16 protein-coding genes are annotated in these 16,530 nt (G+C 68.7%); all 16 read left to right on the top strand.

Annotated features, from left to right (window positions below; all coding sequences use genetic code 11):
- The first annotated feature begins 44 nt into the window (after positions 1–44).
- Positions 45–476: a type II secretion system major pseudopilin GspG gene (gspG, locus tag NJD74_RS11355; RefSeq protein ID WP_019182542.1), complete on the top strand. Its 432-nt coding sequence runs from the start codon at positions 45–47 to the stop codon at positions 474–476.
- A 24-nt stretch (positions 477–500) separates the two neighbouring features.
- Complete coding sequence (locus NJD74_RS11350) at positions 501–986, top strand: GspH/FimT family pseudopilin (RefSeq protein WP_102789000.1); 486 nt, start codon at positions 501–503, stop codon at positions 984–986.
- The gene (locus tag NJD74_RS11345; protein WP_070426591.1) at positions 983–1,399 is read left to right on the top strand and encodes a prepilin-type N-terminal cleavage/methylation domain-containing protein; all 417 of its coding nucleotides are present in this window, start codon (positions 983–985) and stop codon (positions 1,397–1,399) included. The genes NJD74_RS11350 and NJD74_RS11345 overlap by 4 nt, the downstream gene beginning before the upstream one ends.
- Positions 1,396–2,034, top strand: a complete 639-nt coding sequence (locus tag NJD74_RS11340) for a type II secretion system protein J (protein ID WP_026069676.1) — start codon at positions 1,396–1,398, stop codon at positions 2,032–2,034. The genes NJD74_RS11345 and NJD74_RS11340 overlap by 4 nt, the downstream gene beginning before the upstream one ends.
- Positions 2,031–2,894, top strand: a complete 864-nt coding sequence (locus NJD74_RS11335; protein WP_046272732.1) for a type II secretion system protein GspK — start codon at positions 2,031–2,033, stop codon at positions 2,892–2,894. The genes NJD74_RS11340 and NJD74_RS11335 overlap by 4 nt, the downstream gene beginning before the upstream one ends.
- Positions 2,891–4,039 carry a PilN domain-containing protein gene (locus NJD74_RS11330; RefSeq protein ID WP_102789001.1) on the top strand — a complete coding sequence of 383 codons (1,149 nt, stop codon included), beginning with the start codon at positions 2,891–2,893 and terminating at the stop codon, positions 4,037–4,039. Before NJD74_RS11335 ends, NJD74_RS11330 begins: the two co-directional genes overlap by 4 nt.
- On the top strand, positions 4,014–4,757 hold the full coding sequence (gspM, locus tag NJD74_RS11325; protein ID WP_254427830.1) for a type II secretion system protein GspM: 744 nt from the start codon (positions 4,014–4,016) through the stop codon (positions 4,755–4,757). Before NJD74_RS11330 ends, gspM begins: the two co-directional genes overlap by 26 nt.
- Positions 4,747–5,529 (top strand): general secretion pathway protein GspN, encoded by a 783-nt coding sequence (locus tag NJD74_RS11320; protein WP_102789003.1) that lies wholly within the window; start codon positions 4,747–4,749, stop codon positions 5,527–5,529. Before gspM ends, NJD74_RS11320 begins: the two co-directional genes overlap by 11 nt.
- Before the next feature lie 9 nt (positions 5,530–5,538).
- Positions 5,539–7,740, top strand: coding sequence for a type II secretion system secretin GspD (gspD, locus tag NJD74_RS11315; protein ID WP_102789004.1), 2,202 nt, complete (start codon positions 5,539–5,541; stop codon positions 7,738–7,740).
- A gap of 115 nt (positions 7,741–7,855) precedes the next feature.
- A complete protein-coding gene (locus NJD74_RS11310; protein WP_102789005.1) occupies positions 7,856–8,722 on the top strand; it encodes a glycosyltransferase in 867 nt (288 codons plus the stop codon).
- Positions 8,719–9,555 (top strand): glycosyltransferase family 2 protein, encoded by an 837-nt coding sequence (locus NJD74_RS11305; RefSeq protein WP_102789006.1) that lies wholly within the window; start codon positions 8,719–8,721, stop codon positions 9,553–9,555. The genes NJD74_RS11310 and NJD74_RS11305 overlap by 4 nt, the downstream gene beginning before the upstream one ends.
- A 108-nt stretch (positions 9,556–9,663) precedes the next feature.
- A complete protein-coding gene (gene pncB, locus NJD74_RS11300) occupies positions 9,664–10,842 on the top strand; it encodes a nicotinate phosphoribosyltransferase (RefSeq protein WP_070471700.1) in 1,179 nt (392 codons plus the stop codon).
- A gap of 247 nt (positions 10,843–11,089) precedes the next feature.
- Positions 11,090–11,548 (top strand): cellulose biosynthesis protein BcsD, encoded by a 459-nt coding sequence (gene bcsD / locus NJD74_RS11295; RefSeq protein ID WP_026069674.1) that lies wholly within the window; start codon positions 11,090–11,092, stop codon positions 11,546–11,548.
- 24 nt (positions 11,549–11,572) lie between these two features.
- Entirely contained in the window at positions 11,573–11,935 is a 363-nt protein-coding gene (locus tag NJD74_RS11290; RefSeq protein WP_102789007.1) for a hypothetical protein, read from the top strand.
- 100 nt (positions 11,936–12,035) lie between these two features.
- Entirely contained in the window at positions 12,036–14,186 is a 2,151-nt protein-coding gene (bcsA, locus tag NJD74_RS11285; RefSeq protein WP_102789008.1) for a UDP-forming cellulose synthase catalytic subunit, read from the top strand.
- Positions 14,183–16,528, top strand: a complete 2,346-nt coding sequence (gene bcsB, locus NJD74_RS11280) for a cellulose biosynthesis cyclic di-GMP-binding regulatory protein BcsB (RefSeq protein WP_174704354.1) — start codon at positions 14,183–14,185, stop codon at positions 16,526–16,528. The genes bcsA and bcsB overlap by 4 nt, the downstream gene beginning before the upstream one ends.
- Positions 16,529–16,530: the final 2 nt, after the last annotated feature.

Raw genomic sequence — 16,530 nt, 5'->3', positions numbered from 1 at the left:
CCGCTGGTCAACACCTCTACGATTCGATGCAAGGAGCCTGCCACATGCAACGCCGCCGCCTGACCCGCTTCTCTTCCGCGCGCCACCAGTCCGGCATGAGCCTGCTGGAAATCATCATCGTCATCGTGCTGATCGGCGCGGTGCTGACCCTGGTCGGCAGCCGAGTGCTCGGCGGCGCCGACCGCGGCAAGGCCAACATCGCCAAGGCGCAGGTGCAGACCATGGCCGGCAAGATCGACAACTACCAGCTGGACACCGGCAAGCTGCCGGCCAAGCTGGAGGATCTGGTCACCCAGCCCAGCGGCAGTGCCGGCTGGCTCGGTCCGTACGCCAAGCCGGCCGATCTCAACGACCCGTGGGGCCACGCGCTGGAGTACCGCGTCCCGGGCGAAGGCCAGCCGTACGACCTGATCAGCCTGGGCAAGGATGGCAAGGTGGGCGGCAGCAGTTACGACGCGGACATCCGGTACGAGTAATCGGCATTGCGAGCACTGTGGTCCATGCCGAGCAGACCGCCGCGCCGCGTGCCCACGGGCATGCATGCGCGTGGCCTGTCGTTGCTGGAAATGCTGCTGGTGGTCGCGCTGATCGCCATCATCGGCGTGGTCACCGCCACCGCGATGAACGGCGGCATCGACGGCATGCGCCTGCGCAATGCCGGCAAGGAAATCGCCACCCAGCTGCGTTACACGCGTACCCAGGCGATCGCTACCGGGCAGACCCAGCGCTTCGTGATCGACCCGCGTGCGCGGACGTGGCAGGCGGCCAACGGCCGCCACGGGCAGATTCCGGCGGCGTTGGATGTACGGTTCCGTGGCGCCGGCCAGCTCGGTGCCGCACCCGGGCAGGGCGCGATCGCCTTCTTCGCCGACGGCGCCGCCAGTGGCGGCACCATCGAAGTGAGCACGCGGGGCGCAGCCTGGGACATCCACGTGGGCTGGATCACCGGCGAAGTGCGTGCCGGCCCGCGCCGGGAGGGCCGATGAGGCGCCAGCGTGGGTATTCGCTGCTGGAGGTGATCATCGCCTTCGCGCTGCTGGCGCTTGCGCTGACCCTGCTGCTGGGCAGCCTGTCCGGCGCGGCGCGCCAGGTCGGGCAGGCCGACGTGCGCAGCCGCGCGACACTGTATGCGCAATCATTGCTGGCCAGCACGGGGGTGGAAAGCCCCTTGCAGGAAGGCAGCACGCAGGGAGAGTGGGAGCAGGGCAGGTACCGCTGGCAACTGCAGGTGGCGCCCTACCAGGAGCCCCGCAGCGCTACCGGTCCGGTCACGGTGGACGTTGGCGGCCCGACCCTGGCACAGATCACCCTGCAGGTACGCTGGGGCGAGGGCAATGGCGAGCAGCTGCAATGGCGCAGCCTGCGCCTGTTGCCGCCGGTGCCGGGCGCACCACGATGACAGCACGCGCACGCCGGGCCGCCGGCTTCACCCTGATCGAAATCCTGCTGGCGACCGCCTTGCTCGTCGGCGGCCTGGCGTTGGCCTTCGCCACCGTGCGCTCGGCCATGGCGATCAGCCAACGCGGCGAGCGCATGGCCGCGCAGAACGAGCGCATGCGCGCGGTGGAAGGTTTCCTGCGGCGGCGCCTGTCCACCGCACTGGTGATCGCGACCACCCCGCCGGACCCGACCCGCGATCCGGTGTATTTCATGGGCGAGCCGCAGCGCATGCTGTTCGTCTCGGATCTGCCGGGCTATCTGGGTCGCGGCGGGCCGTATGCACACGAGCTGCAGGTCCGCCACGCCGCGGGCGCCGAGCAGCTGGAGGTCGCGCTGACCCTGCTGCAGAACGGCGAGGCGATCGAGGAAGATCCGCCACGCCCGCCGGAAATGCTGGCCGATCAGCTGCGCGAGGTGCGCTTCCGTTATCGCGGCACCGACCCGCGCACTGGTCAGTTGACGCCGTGGCTGGACCGCTGGGATGACACCCGCCGCCTGCCGTTGCTGGTCTCGATCGAGATCGTGCCGCTGCAGGGGCCGGCCTGGCCGCCGATGATCGCCGCGCTGCCACCGTCACGTGGGGATCGCCCATGAGGCCGGTACGTGGCGCCGCGCTCGTCCTGGTGTTGTGGCTGATCGCCCTGCTGACCGCGGTGGTCGGCGCGTTCGCCCTGAGCGCGCGCGTGGAGCACATGCAGCAGCGCGTGATCGGTGACGATGCCATCGGGCAGGAGTACGCGCGCGCAGGGCTGGAGTACGCGCTGCACCGCCTGCAGCCGCGCGCCGCCCAGCCGGCCTGGGTTGCCGATGGCCGCCGCTACCGGTGGACGTTCGATACGCGCCGGATCGATCTGACGATCCTCGATGAGAACGGCAAGATCAATCTGAACCTGGCCGACGTGAGCCTGCTCAACGCGTTCCTGCGTGCGATGGGGGAGGAGCCCGGGCGCGCCCAGCAGTTGGCCGGCGCCATCGTCGACTGGCGTGACGCGGACAGCCTCAAACAGCCCGGTGGCGGCGCGGAGACGCCCGATTACCTCGCCGCCGGGCTGCCCTACGGCGCACGCAACGCGCGCTATGAGACGGTCGGCGAGCTGCAGCGCGTGCTCGGCATGGAGGCGGACCTGTATGCGCGGATCGAGCCGATGCTGACCCTGTACAGCCGCCAGGCACGGCCTGACCCGCGCGTTGCCGCGGGCCCGGTGCTGACCGCACTGGGGCTGGATGCAGAGCGCCTGCTGGCCGAACGCGAACGCGCGGCCGCCGCTGATGAAGCTGGATTGCCGGTCGCGCCGCTTGCAGGTGGCAGTGGCACCTATAGTATCGAGAGTCGCGCCACGGACGAACGCGGCCGGGTATCGGTACTGCGCGCCGTGGTGCGGATGGGGTCGGCAGGCACGCCGGGAACGGCTTACACAGTACTTCGCTGGGAACAGGGAATGGCAGCAAGATGACGGCATGGCGTGACAGTCTGGTGCGGGCCCGCGGGCGCGTGTCGCCCGGCGTGGGCAGCAGCCTGCGCTGGTGGCGGCAGTCGTTGCTGGCCTGGCTGCCGGTTCGGTGGCAATGGGCGATGGGCTGGTCGCGTTCGCGCCTGCTGCTGCTGCGCGAGGGCGAGGTACTGCGCCTGCAGCGACAGACCGGCGAGCAGATCGAGGCCATCGCGGAGCTGCCGTGGCCCGTCCCGCCCGCCGCGCTCGATGGCGTGCTCGATGCGCGCCTGCGCAGCCTGCCCCGGCACTGGTTGCTGCCGGTCGGGAGCGTGCTGCGCCGTCCGCTGCGCTTGCCGGCGGCCGCCGCCGAGCGGCTGCGCGATGTGGTCGGATTCGAAATCGATCGGCAGACCCCGTTCGATGCCAGCCAGGTCAGCTATGACGTGCGCGAGCTCGGGGCCTTGCCGGATGGCCAGCTGCAGGTCGAGCTGGTGGTGATCCCGCGCGCGCAGCTGGACCAGTGGGCGCAGCAGGCCGGGCCATGGGCACAGGCGGTGGCCGGCGTCGATGCAGTGGATGCCGCTGACCGGCCGCTCGACGTCAACCTGCTGCCGCTGGCGCAGCGGCAGCCCTGTCGCGACCCGATGGCCCGCTGGAACTGGCTCCTGGCCGCGAGCACGATCGTGCTGCTCGCGCTGGCCGGCCACCAGCTGCTGGACAACCGCCAGGCCGCGGCGGACCAGCTGCGCGCACAGGTGGATGACGCCGCGCGTGATGCGCGCCGGGTCGCGGCCGAGCGCCAGCAGTTGCAGAGCCTGGTCGAAGGCGCCGCGTTCCTGGAAGGCCGGCGCGGCGAGCACGCTAGTACCGTGGAACTGTGGAACGAGCTGACCCGCCTGCTGCCCGATGGCACCTATCTGGAAAAACTCTCGATCGAAGGCAACACACTGCAGTTGATCGGGCTCAGCCGCGAAGCCTCGCAGTTGGTGCCGCTGCTGCAGGACTCGCCGCTGTGGCGCAAGGTCAACCTGACCGGCGTGCTGCAGGCCGATGGGGCAACCAGCGGCCGCGACCGTTTCACGCTGACGGCCGAGCTGCAGCCGCTGCCCGGTGCGGCCCCGCCCGCGAAGGAGGTTGCCGATGGCAGCACAACCGACGCGCCGTGATCGCTGGCTCGCGCTTGGCCTGCTGCTGGCGGTGATCGCCGTGGCGTACCTGCTGCTCGTGCACCCGTGGTTGACCCGCCCCCTGCTGGCGATCAATGCCGACATCGCCGCCGTGCAGGAGCGCCAACAGCGCGTGGATGCGCAGCTGGCGCAGCGCGGGCAGATCGCCACCCAACTGCGCGAGGTGCAGGCCGCCCTCGAGGGCCGCCCTGGCTTCCTGCGCGAGGCCACTGCCGAATCGGCCGCCGCGGCGCTCTCCAGCCGCCTGCAGGATGCGGTGGCGTCGGCCAGCCCGGGCAACCGCAGCTGCACGATCAGCAATCGCACCCCGCTGCCCGATGCCAACCGCGAGGCTGCCTTCCCGCGTGTGGCCCTGCAGGTGCGCCTGCGCTGCGGCGTGCCGGAAATGGCGGCCGTGCTGCACACGCTGGAGACCGGCAGCCCGCGCCTGTTCGTGGAGAACCTCAACCTGCTCGCGCAGCGCTTCCAGCAGTCGCCCAGCGAAACCGGCACCGGCCTGGATGTGTCCTTCGAACTGGTCGGTCATCTGCGCCCCGGCGCAGCGCTGGCGCCTGACGCGCCCGCGCCGGCCCCACTGCCACCGCCGTCCGGGCAGGATGCCGGGCAGGACGGCGGCCCGGATGCGGCCCCGCCCAGCGATGCAGCCGAGCCCGCGCCCGCACCGGACGCTGCCGGGGAGGCCCAGCATGAAGCTTGAAGCAGCTGGCCTGCGGACCTGGTGGCTGGGCGGCATCGCCCTGTGGGCGCTGGCGATCTGGATCGCCACGCTGTTCGGCCTGGGCCAGCGCATCGCGCCGGCCACGGACGGCGATATGGGCCCTGCGCCGCTGCCCCACCTGGCTCCCGCCGCGCCCGAGCGGATGAGCTCGGCCAGCACCTATGCCCAGATCGGCGCCCGCCCGCTGTTCGCCGAAGATCGCCAACCGCGCCCGTACCTGCTCGGTGGCACCGAACAGGGCACCGCCAGCAGCGTGTCACTGACCGGCGTGCTGCTTACACCGGGTTTCGGGATGGCGATCCTGACCACCGACCAGCGCCAGTCGCTGCGACTGCGGCTGAATGGTGAAGCGGTGAACGGCTGGCAGCTGCTGGCGCTGGAACCGCGTCGCGCCACCGTCAGTGGCCCCGGTGGCACGCAGGTCCTGGAATTGCCGGTGTTCAATGGGCAAGGCGGTGAACCACCGACGGTGCTGGGCGCTACGCCGCTCACCGCGGTGCCTCCGGCCGGTGCCGGCGCGCGCCCGATCAATGGCGCCGCAGCGATGCCCGCACCGGCGCCGGGCGCATCACCTGCGCCGCAGGCAGCGACGCCATCGAATGCGGGGGCCCCCGCGCAGAACGCGCAGGGTCCCAGCGAAGCCGACATGAAGGCGATCCGCGAGCGCATCCAGGCGCGTCGCCAGCAATTGCAGCAGCAACAGCAGCAGTCGCAGCAACCGCCCGCGGGCGGCTCCGGCCACAACCCTTAGAGTGACAGCATGACCCTGCGCCTTTTTCCCGTGTCTTTCCTTGTCGCCCTGCTGGTGGGCTGCACCACCGTGCCCGCGCCCGAGGTACGCCGCGATGCGGTGCTCGACATCCACCAGGTGGTCGCCGGTGACGGATCCCGTGAAGGCGTCGAGGCCGAGCCGCTGGGCAGCGCCGGCACCCCGCAGGCGGTGATCCGCCGTGGCACCGGCACCATGATCAACCGCAGTGCCGCGGCCGCGCCGCAACCGTCGCTGGGCAATGCCTCCACCGGCAACGCCACCTTCAACTTCGAAGGCGAATCGGTGCACGCGGTGGTCAAGGCGATCCTCGGTGACTTCCTGGGCCAGAACTACGTGATCGCGCCGGGCGTGCAGGGCACCGTGACCCTGGCCACGCCCAAGCCGGTCTCCTCGGCGCAGGCATTGAACCTGCTGGAAATGGTGCTGGGCTGGAACAACGCGCGCATGGTCTACAGCGCCGGCCGCTACAACATCGTGCCCGCCGACCAGGCACTGGCCGGTACGGTCTCGCCGAGCACGGCGTCGCCGGCCAATGCGCGCGGCTTCGAAGTGCGCGTGGTGCCGCTGCAGTACATCTCGGCCACCGAAATGAAGAAGGTGCTGGAGCCCTACGCGCGCCCGAATGCCATCGTCAACGTCGACAACGGCCGCAATGTGATCACCCTCGGCGGCACCCGTAGCGAGCTGGAGAACTACCTGCGCACGGTGGAGATCTTCGACGTGGACTGGCTCTCGGGCATGTCCGTGGGCGTGTTCCCGATCCAGTCCGGCAAGGCCGAACAGGTTGCCGCCGATCTGGAGAAAGTGTTCGGCGAGGAGAGCAAGACGCCCAGCGCCGGCATGTTCCGCTTCCTGCCGCTGGAGAATGCCAATGCGGTGCTGGTGATCACCCCGCAGGCGCGCTACCTGGACCAGATCCAGCAGTGGCTGGACCGCATCGATACCGCCGGCGGCAATGCGCGGCTGTTCTCCTATGAACTGCGTTACGTCAAGGCCAAGGACCTGGCCGAACGCCTGGCCGAAGCCTTCGCCAACGAGAATGGCCGCAGTGGCCGTGGCAGCAGTTCGCTGGCGCCGGGCGCCTCGCCGATGGATATCGGCAGCCGCGATGGCAACAACAACACCAACGGCAATTTTTCCAACACCGGCAGCAGCACGGGGAGCAGCCGCGGCGGGCTGGGCGATGGCACGATGAACCTGCCGCAGCGCCAGTCCGGCAACGCCAGCTTCAGCCTGGAAGTGCAGGGCGATACGGTCGGCGTCTCGGCCGTGGAGGAAACCAACACCCTGCTGGTGCGCTCCACCCCGCAGGCCTGGCGTTCGATCCGCGAAGTGATCGAGAAGCTCGACGTGATGCCGATGCAGGTGCACATCGAAGCGCAGGTTGCCGAGGTCGCGCTGACCGGCGACCTCAGCTACGGCGTGAACTGGTTCTTCGAACAGGCCGTGACCACCGGCAAGACCGAGAGTGGCATCGACCTGCCCAGTGCTCTGGGTCGCTCGATCTGGGGCAGCATCTCCGGCACCGTCGGCGATGGCGGGGTGGGCTGGACCTTCCTCGGCAAGAATGCCGCCGCCGTGGTCAGCGCACTGGACAAGGTCAGCAACCTGCGGCTGCTGCAGACGCCGTCGCTGTTCGTGCGCAACAACGCCGAAGCCACCCTCAACGTCGGCACCCAGATCCCGATCAACTCGGTCTCGGTCAATACCGGCATCGGCGGCGACAACACCTACAGCCAGGTCCAGTACCTGGACACCGGCGTGATCCTCAAGGTGCGCCCGCGCATCACCCGCGATGGCGTGGTGTTTCTGGATATCGTGCAGGAGGTGAGTTCGGCCGGCGCGATCCCGAGCGGCTGCGACCCGACCCGCACCACCTGCAACCCGCCGATCAATACCCGCAAGATCTCCACCGAAGCGGCCGTGCAGAGTGGCGACACCATCATGCTTGCCGGGCTGATCACCAACTCCGACGATGATGGCGCCAATGGTGTGCCTGGCCTGAGCAGGATCCCGGTCATCGGGGCGCTGTTCGGCAGCAAGACGAAGAAGTCCGGGCGTTCCGAAGTGATCGTGCTGCTGACCCCGACCATCGTGCGCAACGCGCAGGAGTCGCGCAACCTGACCGACGAGTACAGCAGCCGCTTCCGCGCGATGGAGCCGTTCCCCGAGCACAAGGGCAAGCGCTGAGTGCTGCCCGGCCCCGGCTGTCACCGCAGGGGCCGATCTTGCTACGCTGGCCCCGCCCAGGGGAGCCCGCGATGACACAGCGACACGGCGAAGACGGCAGTACGCAGAGGTCCGCATGAGCACGGTCGTCCTGCTGCCGATCGGGGTCGACGATGCCGCGCTGGACCGTTGCCTGGCTGCCCTGGACGCCGGTACCGCGCCGGGGACCGCCATCTGGCTGGCCGATGATGGCCAGGCCGGGCCGCGGGCCCAGGCCGTGATCGAGCACTGGCTCACGCACACCCCGCTGCAGGCCGAGTACACCCGCCGTGCCCGCGCCATCGGCGAAGTGGCCCATCTGGATGAAATGCTGGCTGCCTGCGCCGGGGCCGATGTGGTGGTGCTGGCGCCGGACGCGATTCCGGCACCGGGCTGGCTGCAGCAGCTGCAGGCCTGCCTGGCCCGCGATGCCTCGATCGGCTCGGCCACGCCGTGGTGCAACGCCGGCGAGACGGCGGCCTGGCCGCGCCTGGGGGAAATCAACCCATTACCGGGTGACCTGGATCTGGCCCCGTTGGCGCAGGCCTGCGCGGCGATGCCGCCGCTGCATCCGGAGTTGCCGTGTGCCGTGACCCATGCAGTGCTGTTGCGCGGCAATGCGCGGCGCAGGGCCGGCGGGCTGGACATGCACAGCTATGCCTCGTGGAATGCCGCGCTGATCGACCTGAGCCTGCGCATGGCCGGGCTTGGCTGGCGCAACGCGCTGTGCGAGACCGCCTTCGTCGCCCGCGTGGCCGAAGGCGTGACCGGCGAGGGCGACATGGACGCGCTCGCCACGCGCTGGCCCGGTTGGCCGCCGCGGTTGGCGGGCTTCCTGATGGCCGACCCACTGCAGCAGGCACGCCACGATCTGCAGCAGCATCACCGGCAGGCGATAATGCCCAAGGCGCAGGGCGATCTGTTCGCGCCGCCTGTCACTGCCGCCCCGGAGCCGCCCGTTTGAGTCCTGCCATCGCCGCCATCATCGTCAGCTACCAGAGCGCCAGCACGCTGGATGCCTGCCTGCTGCGCCTGCGCGAGGCGCGCGACATCGCCGAGATCCGCGTGGTCGACAACGATTCCACCGATGGCACCCTGGAGATCGTGCAGCGCCACGCCAGCGCCGATCCGCGGGTGCGCTTCATTGCCAACCCGGACAACCCCGGATTCGCCGCCGCCAACAACCAGGGCGTGGCCGACAGCCAGGCACCGTGGTTGGCCTTCATCAATCCGGACCTGATGGTCGGTCCCGATACCCTGGCCCTGTTGCGCGAACGCGGGATGCCGCTGGGCGACTGCCTGCTGGGCGTGGAACAGGTCGACGAAGACGGCCGCCCCGACGATGCGGTGCGCCGCCGTGACCCGGATTTCGCCGCGATGCTGCGCAACCCCGGGCAGGGCGGAAAGCTGGCGATCCCGGTTGACCGCAGCCAGCCGCTGCAGGTCGTGCTGGCCCTGTCCGGCGCCCTGCTGTTGATGCCGCGCGCGCTGTTCGACCGGATCGGCGGCTGGGATGCGGGCTATCGCCTGCACGCCGAGGATCTGGACCTGTGCCGGCGCGCACGCGAGGCCGGCGCGGTGATCGCGATCGCCAACGACCTGCAGGTCACCCATGTACGCGGTGTCTCCAGCCGCTCACGGCCGTTCTTCGTGGAATGGCACAAGCACCGGGGGCTGTGGCGCTACTTCCGGAAATTCGAGGCGCCGCAACGCGCCTGGCCGGTGCGCTGTGCCGTGTGGGGCGCGATCTGGGCGCATGCGCTGGCGCAGGTGCCGCGTCTGCTCCGCCGCCGGTAGAGGCCCGCGCACTCGCTTCGGCACCGGGGCGATACCTGCCGTGAACGCATTCCACGCTGCGGGCACCGGCCGTTGGTCGTACCCGGTGGCGGGCGCATAATCCCCAGCATGATCATCCAGTCCCTGCTCGACACCGACCTGTACAAATTCACCATGATGCAGGCGGTGCTGCATCAGTACCCCGGCGCGCAGGTGCAGTACCGGTTCAAGTGCCGGACCCCGGGCATCGACCTGGCGCAGTTCATCGACCAGATCAACGCCGAGATCGACCACCTGTGCAGCCTGCGATTCAGTGCCGAAGAGCTGGACTACGTGCGCGGCCTGCGTTTCGTCAAACCGGACTTCGCCGATTTCCTCGGCCTGTTCCACCTGGACCGCAAGTACATCGCGCTGCGCCCCTCGGCCACCGTCCCGGGTGAGATCGAGCTGGACATCACCGGCCCCTGGCTGCACACCATCCTGTTCGAGGTGCCGCTGCTGGCGATCATCAACGAGGTCTGGTTCCGCAATACCACCGATTCGGACTTCAGCGAGGGCGAGCGCCGCCTGCAGGCCAAGACCGCGCTGCTGCGCGATACGCCCGGTTTCGAGCTGTGCCGGATCGCCGATTACGGCAGCCGCCGGCGCTACTCGCGCGAGTGGCACGGGCGCATGCTGCCGATGCTGCGCGATGCGCTGGGCGCGCAGTTCGTGGGCACCAGCAACGTGCACTTCGCCCGCCTGTACGGCATGACCCCGCACGGCACCATGGCCCACGAGTACCTGCAGGCCTTCCAGGCGCTTGGCCCGCGGCTGCGCGATTCGCAGGTGGCGGCGCTGGAATCGTGGGCACGCGAGTACCGCGGTGACCTGGGCATCGCGCTGTCCGATGTGGTCGGCCTGGAGGCGTTCCTGCGCGACTTCGACATGTATTTCTGCAAGCTGTTCGATGGCGTCCGGCATGATTCCGGCGACCCCTTCACCTGGGGCGACCGCATGCTGGCGCACTTCCACAGCCGCCGCGTGGACCCGCGCAGCAAGGTGCTGGTCTTCAGCGACGGGCTGAATATCGAAAAGGTCATGCAGCTGTTCGACTACTTCCGCGGCCGCTGCCAGGTGGCCTTCGGGGTGGGCACCCACCTGACCAACGACCTGGGCCCGACCCCGCTCAACATCGTGATCAAGATGGTCCGCTGCAACGGCCAGCCGGTCGCCAAGCTGAGCGATTCGCCCGGCAAGAGCATGTGCGATGACCCGGGGTATCTGGCCTACCTGCGGCAGGTGTTCGAGCTGCCGGCCGAGGCCTGACCCCGGCAACGGGTGGCACGCTTGGCCGCCGTCCGGCTCCGGCGCCGGGGCGGCCCGGTACGCACATCCGTTCAGCGAAGCGGTGGCGGGTGACGCGGCGGGTCAGGAAGCGACGCAGGGCGCTCGCTATGCAGGAAAGCCAGATGTGCCACAATATTGTGAGGCGTAGTTCACACTTTTGACCGACATCGATGCCGGTAATTGCCCGTATACCGCCTCTGCATCGTGGTTCGTCTAGGCTTTCCACATGAAGTCATCAGCATTGCTCGATTACTACCGGACCCACGCGTGCTCACGCCAGTGGCGCGGCTTCCTGCTGGCGCTCTGCGAAGAGTTCGACAGTGCGTTGCCCGATGCCGAACTGTCGCGGTTGATGGCGCGTATCGGTGAGCGCTTCGGCCGTGACCATGCGCTGCCGGCGGTCGCCACACTGGATGAACTGCAGCAGGCGGCCAATGCGGTGTGGTCCTCGACGGAATGGGGGCAGGTCGTGTTCGAGGAAGCCCCCGAACAGGTCCGCATCCACCACGCCGCCTCGCCGCTGTCAGCCGTCCTCGGCGCCCGGGCCGGGTGGGACACTGGGTTTCTGGAAGGTGTGTACCGCCAGTGGTTCCGGGCCGCCGGGATGATGTCGGTGCTGGATGTGCGCTATCTGCAGAGTGATCATCCCGATGTAGCTACCTACACGCTGTCGCGTGTGTTCTGACCCTCTCCCCCTTTCGATGGTGCCATGAGCAAGTTTCAGCAACCTGCCGATGCCGAGAGCCACGACGACGTGGCTGGTCTCTTCAACCGCCTGGGGGCTCGCGATGACACGCGTGCTTACCGGGATTTTTCCCACAGCCAGTCCCGCGTGAGCACGGTGGCCAAGCCGCGCGATGAGGTGCCGCCGCCGGTTCCGGCCGCGACGAACCTGCCGCCCGCGGTCACTCTCGCGCCGGTGACCACGCCGGTCCAGGCGACCACCGTGGAGACGCCGGCCACGGCCGCACCGGGGCGCAAGACACCGCTGGAGCAGTTGTTCCAGCGCCTGGCGGAGGCACGTAGCGCCACGCCGGGGCACAGCCCACTGAGCCGTCTGCGCCAGGGTTGAAACGTAGTCGGTGATCGTCCGTCGCGCCCAGCCGGGTGCGGCAACGGGATCGGCTGATGCAAGGGGATGCCGCGATCTGCGGCCGTGTTGGGGGAACATCATGAGCAAGTCATCCACCCCGAGAGGGGATGCCATTCTGGCCCGCCTGGCGCTGCTCGCGCTGGCGGTCGGCGGCGCCGTGCTGCTGGCCTTTGTGGTTACCGTCCCGATGGAGATCGGCCAGCAGTTCCTGTTCTCGGCCGTGGTGTTCCTGATCGCCCTGTGCCTGCGCAACCGCGAGAACCGGTTGATCCCGCTGGTGCTGATGGGGCTGTCGCTGGTGATGTCCACGCGCTACATGTACTGGCGCCTGACCGACACCATGGGCATGAGCAGCTTCGTCGACCTTACCCTGGGCCTGGGCCTGGTGGCCGCCGAGGTGTACTCCTTCATCGTGCTGGTGCTGGGCTACTTCCAGGTGGCATGGCCACTGCACCGCAAGCCGATGCCGCTGCCCGAAGACCAGTCGCTGTGGCCGAGCGTGGACGTATTGATCCCCACCTATAACGAGCCGCTTTCGGTGGTGCGTACCACCGTGCTCGCCGCGACCGTGCTGGACTGGCCGGCCGACAAGCTCAACATCTACCTGCTCGATGACGGCCGCCGCGATGAGTTCCGCGCGTTCTGCGAAGAAGTCGGGGTGCAGTACATCACCCGTACCAACAACAACCACGCCAAGGCCGGCAACATCAATGCGGCGTTGAAGAAGACCAGTGGCGAGTACGTGGCGATCTTCGACTGCGACCACATGCCGACCCGCTCGTTCCTGCAGATGTCGATGGGCTGGTTCCTGCACGACGAGAAGATGGCGGTGGTGCAGACCCCGCACTACTTCTTCTCGGCCGATCCGTTCGAACGCAACCTGGGCAACTTCGGCCGCGTGCCCAACGAAGGCGAGCTGTTCTACGGCCTGCTGCAGGACGGCAACGACCAGTGGAATGCGACCTTCTTCTGCGGCTCCTGCGCCGTGATCAAGCGTGCTCCGCTGGAGGAAGTGGGCGGTGTGGCGATCGAGACGGTGACCGAGGATGCGCATACCGCCATCCGCCTGCACCGTGCCGGCTACCGCAGCGCCTACATCCCGGTGCCGCAGGCGGCCGGCCTGGCCACCGAGAGCCTGTCGGCGCACGTCGGCCAGCGCATCCGCTGGGCGCGCGGCATGGCGCAGATCCTGCGGGTGGACAACCCGATGTTCGGCAAGGGCCTGAGCTTCGTGCAGCGGCTGTGCTACACCAACGCGATGCTGCACTTCTTCTATGGCCTGCCACGGATCATCTTCCTGACCGCGCCGCTGGCCTTCCTGTTCTTCGGCGCCCATGTCATCCACGCCTCGGCGCTGATGATCCTCGCCTACGCGCTGCCGCACATCGTGATGGCCAACCTGACCAACCTGCGTGTGCAGGGCAAGCATCGCCATCTGCTGTGGAACGAGGTGTACGAGACCACGCTGGCCTGGTACATCCTGCGCCCGACCCTGATGGCGGTGATCAACCCCAAGCTGGGCAAGTTCAACGTCACCGCCAAGGGCGGCCTGGTCCAGCGCAGCTACTTCGATGCGCAGATCGCCCGCCCGTACCTGTTGCTGCTGCTGTTGAACCTGGCCGGCGTGATCGCCGGCATCGTGCGGATGGTGATGGCCGAGACCAGCGGCGAGGTCAATACGATCTGGTTGAACCTGGGCTGGACCGTCTACAACATGATCATGCTTGGCGCGGTCATCGCCACCTCCAGCGAACAGCGCCAGATCCGCCGCGCGCACCGCGTGCCGCTGAACATGCGCGCCGTGCTGCATCTGCCTGATGGCCAGGCGCTGCCATGCCGCACGCTGAACTTCTCCACCGGTGGCATGGCGATCCGCCTGGACCAGGTGCAGCCGGTACAGCCGGGCACCCGCGTGGAGGTCGAGCTGGCTCATCGCCAGCGCAGCCAGCGGCTGCCGGCCGAAGTGCGGCATGACCGCGACGACCAGGGCATCAGCATCCAGTTCGGTGAGCTGAGCCTGGAGCAGGAGCGCTGGCTGGTCACGTCCACCTTCGCCCGTGCCGACATCTGGGTGAAGCTGTGGGGCCGCCACGACCGCGACACCTTCCTGCGTTCCACCACTGACGTCCTCAAGGCCAGCATGCGCGGCTTCCACCGCCTGGGCCAGTTCGTTTTCGCGGGCGGCCGCAAGGATGCCCCCACGCCGCCGCGCACCGGAGATTCCGCATGACCCGTCGTCACCGTTCCCTGTTCCGCCCGGTGCGCCTGCCGCGCCCGTCCGCCGCAGCGGTGGCGTTCACCCTGACCCTGCTGTGCGGGGCGGTCTATGCGCAGAGCCCGCCCGTGCCCGCGACAGCGCCCGCTGCCTTGCCAGCGACCACCCCGGCAGACGCCGCGCCGGCGGCGGTGATGCCCGCCACGCCGGCTGCAGGGACCCGGCAGAGCCGCTCCACGCTCAAGCAGCTCGGCATCGACTATGAGATCACCCTGCGCGGCATCCAGGGCACGGCCGGCGTGCCGTTCTCGATCCGCAACGACCAGGTGGTGGACCGCGCATCGCTGCATCTGAAATACAGCTATTCGCCAGCGCTGCTGCCAGACCTGTCGCACCTGAAGGTGACCGTCAATGACGTCACCGTGGCGACCCTGCCGACGCCGGTGGACCAGGCCGGCCGGATGATCGAGCGCGATATCGATATCGACCCGCGCATGATCATCGACTACAACCGCATCAACCTGCAGTTGATCGGCCACTACACACGCGAGTGCGAAGATCCCGATCACACCAGCCTGTGGGCCAACATCGACAGCGCCAGCTACCTGGAGCTGGGCTGGGCGCCGCTGCAGCTGACCAATGATCTGTCGCTGCTGCCGGTGCCGTTCTTCGACGCACGCGACACCAACCGGCTGGAACTCCCGTTCGTGTTCACCGGCCAGCCGGGGCAGGGCCTGCTGCAGTCGGCCGGCATCGTGTCGTCGTGGTTCGGCGCACTGGCCGGTTACCGTGGCGCGCTGTTCCCGGCCTCGATCGATACGGTGCCGATGGAAGGCAATGCGGTGGTCGTGGCCACCCCGCGCAATCCGCCGGCCGGCCTGGTGCTGCCCGACATCAGCGGGCCGACCCTGGCCGTGATCGCCAACCCCAACGATGCCAACGGCAAGCTGCTGCTGGTGCTGGGTCGCGATGATGCCGAACTGCGCATCGCCGCCACCGCGTTGACCTTGGGCGCGCCGCTGTCCGGCCCGACCGCAAGCATCGGGGACTTCAAGGAGATCGCGCCGCGCAAGCCGTACGACGCGCCGAACTGGATTCCCAGCGACCGGCCCGTGCGCGTGTCCGAACTGGTGCGGCAGACCAGCGAGTTGAACGTCGTCGGCTACCACCCGGACCTGATCCGCATCGGCCTGCAGCTGCCGCCGGATCTGTTCGTGTGGCGCCGCGACGGCATTCCACTGGACCTGCGTTACCGCTATACGCTGCCCGAAGGGGCGGACAAGTCAGCGCTGAACATCAGCATCAACGACGCCTTCGTTACCACCCTTCCGTTGAACGGTCGGCCGGCACCGCGCTCGGTCTCGGACATGGTGTGGAACAAGCTCAAGGCACCCGGCGCGATGCCGATCCAGCAGAAGGTGATGCTGCCGACCGGCCCGTTCTCGTCCAACAGCCAGCTGCGCTTCCACTTCTTCTTCGACCGCCCGCAGGCAGCCGAGTGCAAGAACACCTTCCCGGATGTCTCCGCGGCGATCGATGGCGACACCAGCATCGACCTGAGCGGTTTCGACCATTACATGGCGATGCCCAACCTGGCCGCCTTTGGCAACGCCGGTTACCCGTTCACGCGCCTGGCCGATCTGTCCGAGACCGTGCTGGTACTGCCGGACAACCCCAACGCCGATGACGTCGGCAATGTGCTGACCCTGCTCGGCCGCATGGGTGCCTCGACCGGCTACCCGGCGCTGCGCAACCGCATCATCGCCGCGCGCCAGGTCGGCGAGCACGCCGACCAGGACCTGGTGGTGCTGGGCTCGCGCCGCAGCCAGCCGCTGTTCGGCGAATGGGCGGCGCACCTGCCGATCGGCGAGGCGGGGCAGTCGCGCCGCGTGCAGCTCTCGGACTGGGTGTTTGAACGCATGCCCTCGTTCCTGTCGCCGGATGCGCGCCGCACCGATCTGCCCACCACGGCCGAAGTCTCCGTGCGTCCCGATGCCGGCGACGTCGTGTTGATGGGCTTCGAGTCGCCCCTGCGCAAGGGCCGCAGTGTGATCGCGGTGATGGCCGACGACCCGGCCCAGGTCAACCGGCTGTTCGAAGCATGGTTTGATCCGGACCGCCTGCGCGATTTCCAGGGCAGCGTGGTGCTGCTGCAGAAGGACAAGGTGCGCAGCCTGGCCGGCAACCAGAGTTACTACGTCGGCCACCTGCCGCCGCTGACCTGGCTGCGCTGGTACTTCTCGCAGAGCCCGCTGCTGCTCGGCGCCCTCGTCGGCCTGGCCTGCCTGTTGTTGGCGCTGATCGCGCGCTGGCTGCTCAAGCGCAACGCCAGGGCACGCATCGGGATGTCCGGCTGAGC

This window comes from Stenotrophomonas sp. RG-453 (assembly GCF_033843685.1).
Classification (GTDB): domain Bacteria; phylum Pseudomonadota; class Gammaproteobacteria; order Xanthomonadales; family Xanthomonadaceae; genus Stenotrophomonas; species Stenotrophomonas bentonitica_A.
Note: the sequence above shows the minus strand (reverse complement) of the source record. Positions and strands in the feature narration are given on the sequence as shown.

Excerpts from the sequence above, each read along its gene's own strand:
- gspD (WP_102789004.1), top strand. The coding sequence starts at position 5,539 with ATGACCCTGCGCCTTTTTCCCGTGTCTTTCCTTGTCGCCCTGCTGGTG.
- pncB (WP_070471700.1), top strand. The coding sequence starts at position 9,664 with ATGATCATCCAGTCCCTGCTCGACACCGACCTGTACAAATTCACCATG.
- NJD74_RS11320 (WP_102789003.1), top strand. The coding sequence starts at position 4,747 with ATGAAGCTTGAAGCAGCTGGCCTGCGGACCTGGTGGCTGGGCGGCATC.
- bcsA (WP_102789008.1), top strand. The coding sequence starts at position 12,036 with ATGAGCAAGTCATCCACCCCGAGAGGGGATGCCATTCTGGCCCGCCTG.
- NJD74_RS11290 (WP_102789007.1), top strand. The coding sequence starts at position 11,573 with ATGAGCAAGTTTCAGCAACCTGCCGATGCCGAGAGCCACGACGACGTG.
- NJD74_RS11350 (WP_102789000.1), top strand. The coding sequence starts at position 501 with ATGCCGAGCAGACCGCCGCGCCGCGTGCCCACGGGCATGCATGCGCGT.
- bcsB (WP_174704354.1), top strand. The coding sequence starts at position 14,183 with ATGACCCGTCGTCACCGTTCCCTGTTCCGCCCGGTGCGCCTGCCGCGC.
- NJD74_RS11345 (WP_070426591.1), top strand. The coding sequence starts at position 983 with ATGAGGCGCCAGCGTGGGTATTCGCTGCTGGAGGTGATCATCGCCTTC.
- bcsD (WP_026069674.1), top strand. The coding sequence starts at position 11,090 with ATGAAGTCATCAGCATTGCTCGATTACTACCGGACCCACGCGTGCTCA.
- NJD74_RS11340 (WP_026069676.1), top strand. The coding sequence starts at position 1,396 with ATGACAGCACGCGCACGCCGGGCCGCCGGCTTCACCCTGATCGAAATC.
- NJD74_RS11310 (WP_102789005.1), top strand. The coding sequence starts at position 7,856 with ATGAGCACGGTCGTCCTGCTGCCGATCGGGGTCGACGATGCCGCGCTG.
- NJD74_RS11330 (WP_102789001.1), top strand. The coding sequence starts at position 2,891 with ATGACGGCATGGCGTGACAGTCTGGTGCGGGCCCGCGGGCGCGTGTCG.
- NJD74_RS11335 (WP_046272732.1), top strand. The coding sequence starts at position 2,031 with ATGAGGCCGGTACGTGGCGCCGCGCTCGTCCTGGTGTTGTGGCTGATC.
- gspG (WP_019182542.1), top strand. The coding sequence starts at position 45 with ATGCAACGCCGCCGCCTGACCCGCTTCTCTTCCGCGCGCCACCAGTCC.
- gspM (WP_254427830.1), top strand. The coding sequence starts at position 4,014 with ATGGCAGCACAACCGACGCGCCGTGATCGCTGGCTCGCGCTTGGCCTG.